Origin of the sequence: uncultured Olegusella sp. (assembly GCF_947253395.1) — a bacterium.
GTDB lineage: Bacteria > Actinomycetota > Coriobacteriia > Coriobacteriales > Atopobiaceae > Olegusella.
Genome location: NZ_CAMXYY010000126.1, coordinates 1 through 3,959, shown reverse-complemented (window position 1 = coordinate 3,959; position 3,959 = coordinate 1). Strand labels below are relative to the sequence as shown.

Annotated in this window: 4 protein-coding genes; all 4 read right to left on the bottom strand. The window is 51.3% G+C overall.

Annotation, left to right across the window (positions count from 1 at the left end; all coding sequences use genetic code 11):
• Positions 1-210: 210 nt before the first annotated feature.
• Complete coding sequence (locus Q0X25_RS07700; protein ID WP_298580836.1) at positions 211-1,905, bottom strand: dihydroxyacetone kinase family protein; 1,695 nt, start codon at positions 1,903-1,905, stop codon at positions 211-213.
• A 74-nt stretch (positions 1,906-1,979) separates the two neighbouring features.
• A complete protein-coding gene (locus Q0X25_RS07695) occupies positions 1,980-2,624 on the bottom strand; it encodes a dihydroxyacetone kinase subunit L (RefSeq protein WP_298580833.1) in 645 nt (214 codons plus the stop codon).
• A 60-nt stretch (positions 2,625-2,684) separates the two neighbouring features.
• On the bottom strand, positions 2,685-3,674 hold the full coding sequence (locus Q0X25_RS07690; RefSeq protein WP_298580830.1) for a dihydroxyacetone kinase subunit DhaK: 990 nt from the start codon (positions 3,672-3,674) through the stop codon (positions 2,685-2,687).
• Between the two features lie 30 nt (positions 3,675-3,704).
• Positions 3,705-3,959 (bottom strand): hypothetical protein (locus tag Q0X25_RS07685; RefSeq protein ID WP_298580827.1); only part of this gene is annotated, 255 nt, incomplete at its 5' end.

Below are 3,959 nucleotides of genomic sequence, written 5' to 3'. Positions count from 1 at the left end.
ACTGCTTACTATAAACCAAAGTATAAACCCCTCTTTTTTACTTGACCCTTTATATAGAGGAGGGCTGACTCCTGTTTTTCGGAGTCAGCCCAAAACATCCCTCTTGTTTTTTTGTATCATCCTCATTTGCTAGAGAACACAAGCAAGAAAGACACTCACGTCGCGCAGCATTCTAGATTATGTAGAGTCTACTCGTACGCTATCTCCTCACTACATCACCGTGCGAATAACCAAAGCCATTGACACGGCTCCCGCATCGGGTGTGCCTAAACTACGCTCCGCCGCAGGACGCGCGCGACCAACCTTGGGGACAAGCTGTGCCGTATCCTTGGCAGCCTGATTGGCAAGCTCAGATGCCCTTGCCCACGCATCAGCAAGAGAAGATCCATCTTGTGCCTCAGCCTCAAGTGCTTCGGCAAAAGGAATAAGGGTGTCAAGCATGGTTTTGTCACCACGATGTGCGCCGCCAAGCTCAAGCATACGCTCATATGCAGCTTTGGTTGCAGCTGCCGCAATCGTGGCATCGTAGCTGTCTGCGTTGTCTCCCACAACTTTGCCAGCAGCTTCGAGGGCTTCTCCCCACAACACGCCCGAGGTGCCTCCAGCCTTAGATGCCCAAGCCTTACCTGCTTCGATAAGCACAGAGCCTGCAGCAGCACCTGCGTCATACGCCTCACTTGCTGCCTCAGCAGCAAAAGTTGTTCCTTTTACCATGCCGCGACCGTGATCGCCATCACCTGCTACGCCATCAATCTTTGCAAGTTCAGGCTCGGCCTCAGCAATCGCTGCTTTCACGCGGTCAAACGCATCAACAATATAGGACGCAGCTGCGCGAGAAGCTTCGGAACCCGCAGCGTAACTCTTGCTTGCGTTGACTACTGCAACATACTCACGACGAGCACCGGACAGCCCTTCGCTTGCACCCTTGCGGAATGCGGGAGTAGATGCAGGGGCTTTCCAGTAGCGCTCCAACTCATCGGTTAAGAATTCAACAGAAAGCGCGATGCCTTCCATATCAAGACTGGTAACAAACTCGCCTACCAAAGGTTCAACCAGGGTATATCCGCGTTCTTCAAGCAGCTCACGCACTGTGCCCCACACCACAAAGAGCTCTTCATACTTGGTGGATCCGAGACCATCAAGAATAACGGCAATGCGCTTGTTGTCATCTGCTGGAGCCTCTGCCAAGACGCGATCTACCAGCAGTTCTGCCACCTCAACTGCAGAGGCAAGGTCTGCTTCACCAACACCGGGCTCGCCATGAATGCCCTGACCTATTTCCATTTTACCTGCAGGTACATTGAACAAAGGCGCACTCTCGCCCGGCAATGTGCAGCCGCGGAAACCTATGCTCATCGTACGCACACGATCATTGGAGAGCTTTGCCACGCGCTCAAGCTCATCAAGGCCTTTGCCCTCAGCTGCAGCAGCACCCACCGATTTGAATACGGTAAAAGTGCCGACGTTGCCACGTCTCTTTTCCCATTCTTCGGGCTTTGCAGCAGCGACGTCATCGGTAATGAAGAAGGTGCGCGCGTCGATTCCCTCCTCACGCAAGGCGTCTCGCGCAAGATTGAAATTCATCTTGTCACCAGCGTAGTTACCACCAAGGATAAAGATACCGGTACCGTGCTCAACAGACTTTGCTACCTGCAAAACATCATCGGTGGAAGGTGACGTAAAAACATTACCTACCACGGTTGCATCCATAAATCCATCGCCAACAATACCGCAAAATGCGGGATAGTGGCCCGAGCCGCCGCCATTGATAATAGCAACTTTATCCTCAGGCATTTCAGTAGCACGAGCTACGCCACCTGGCACCTGAACAATATATTCAGGATAGGCAGCTTCATAGCCTTTGAGCATATCCTCGCGAAAGGTTTTAGGGTCGTTGTATAGCATGGGGCCTCCTTTAAGAACGAGAAAAACGTACGCGACAGCCAAAAGATCCATCGCGCCTACCAAAAAGGGATAGGCTAAGCGCTTTTAGCCTGGAAGTAGTTCAAGATGGCTGTATCAAGGTAGCAACCAGCTACCGCACCCTGGTCCGCAATACCTTTGGCCTTGGCAGCAAAAACTGCAGCCTTACCATACTTAGGAATCATATCCTTGGTAGCCTCAACACCGGCTTTGGCACCCTCAACTGCGGCAGTGGCAACAGCCAAGAAGCCTTCTGCAGGATCTACCTCTGCAGCTTTCACTGCACCTGCATCCAGCGCATCAAGAATAGTGCGGTCGCCCAACTGAGTCTTGCCACGTTTTGCCAAGCCATCAGCAAAAGCACGATAGAAGGTTATAAGGTCAGCAGGTTCAAGCTCGGTCTTACCCTTGAGCGCCTTGCCCGCGCCCATGATGCCTGAACTCATCAAAGTGCCCATTGTTGACGGAACAACAGAAGACATCTTCATGCCACCTTTTGCGAGCATCTTGCCAATATCGCCCTCAGCAGAGTTATCGCGCAACAAACCAGGCAGCGCCGCATAACCCTTATTCATCGTCAGACCTAAGTCACCATCGCCCATAGCGGCATCCATCTCGCAGAGCTCTTCTTTCTTCTCAGCAAAAATAGCCGCCACGCTCTCAAACATCTCAATAACGTCTTCTACGCCCATCTTGTCCATACAGATTCCTTCCTTGCGTATAACAAGGGACAAGCAGAGCCTACTTGTCCCAGACACTTCTTACTTCTGGCAGATGAAGGGCGTGTTCACGGGGTAGTCAACATAGCCCTTAAGCTCGTTATCCATCTTGCAGATTGAGATAGAGGCGCCCATCATTTCCATTGAGGTTGCATATTCGCCGACAATAGCCTTGTAGACCTTAATACCCTTGGCATCAAGATAGCGATGGACCGAATCAAAGAGAATATAGAGTTCCTCGCCAGAGGTGGAGCCTAGGCCGTTGATAAGTACGGCAACTTCTTCACCTTCTGCCACAGGCATATCCTTGAGGATAAGGTCAAGCGACTCTTCTGCTAGCTCATCAGCAGTCTTGATGGGACCATTCCAAACGCCGGGCTCACCGTGAATACCCATACCAAAGGCCATCTCCTTGTCCCCAAGCGTGAAGTTAGACTTGCCAACTTCAGGCACAATACAAGGAGCCAGAGCAAAACCAACGGTCCTGACATTGTCTCCAGCCTTCTTTGCAGCTGCAAGAACCTCATCCAAACTACCGCCCTGGTCTGCCTTGGCACCAGCGGCCTTGTACATAAAGTAAATGCCTGCAACACCGCGACGCGCCTCCGGATTTGCGTTGGAATTGACGTCATCGGCACCGACAATAGAACGAGTCTCAATATCATCCATATCAAGCATCTCGGCTGCCATGTCAAAGTTCATGATGTCACCCGTGTAGTTACCATAAAGGAACAACACGCCGGCACCTGTCTCAACCTGCTTAGCAATGTTATAGATCTGCTCACCTGAAGGAGACTGGAAGACGCCACCAACACCGCAGCCGTCGATAAGACCTTCGCCTACATAACCCAAGAAAAGGGGTAAATGTCCCGTACCGCCGCCCGTGATGATGGCAACTTTGTTGGGTTTGGGCTTGGCAATGCAGTAGCAGCGCAGGTCATCCTCGGCATACGTAACCTCAGGATGAGCTGCGTAAATACCACGCAGCATGTCGTCGGTATAGTTCTCAGGTGCGTTGATGATCTTTTTCATAGCTCATCCCTTCTTTTGCGCGGTGGCAACTTAGCGCACGACAAAAAACACGAGGTAATTAGAGAGCATGGCAATCAGGCAAAAAATGGTCTCCATATAGGTAAAGGGCACAAACTCACTACCTTTGTACTTGATAGTCCAGATATAACCCAGATAAGCAGCGCACGCGATATAGACCACATCCATTGCGGTACCACTAATAGGCACTAAACGTTCGACAAACCACATGGCCGCATACACACCAAACGTGATAAGACCCCACCATCTCACGTCGTAATGCAGCAT

Bases quoted from the DNA above. Each gene is read 5' to 3' on its own strand.
- Q0X25_RS07690 (WP_298580830.1), bottom strand. From the start codon at position 3,674: ATGAAAAAGATCATCAACGCACCTGAGAACTATACCGACGACATGCTG.
- Q0X25_RS07695 (WP_298580833.1), bottom strand. From the start codon at position 2,624: ATGGACAAGATGGGCGTAGAAGACGTTATTGAGATGTTTGAGAGCGTG.
- Q0X25_RS07700 (WP_298580836.1), bottom strand. From the start codon at position 1,905: ATGCTATACAACGACCCTAAAACCTTTCGCGAGGATATGCTCAAAGGC.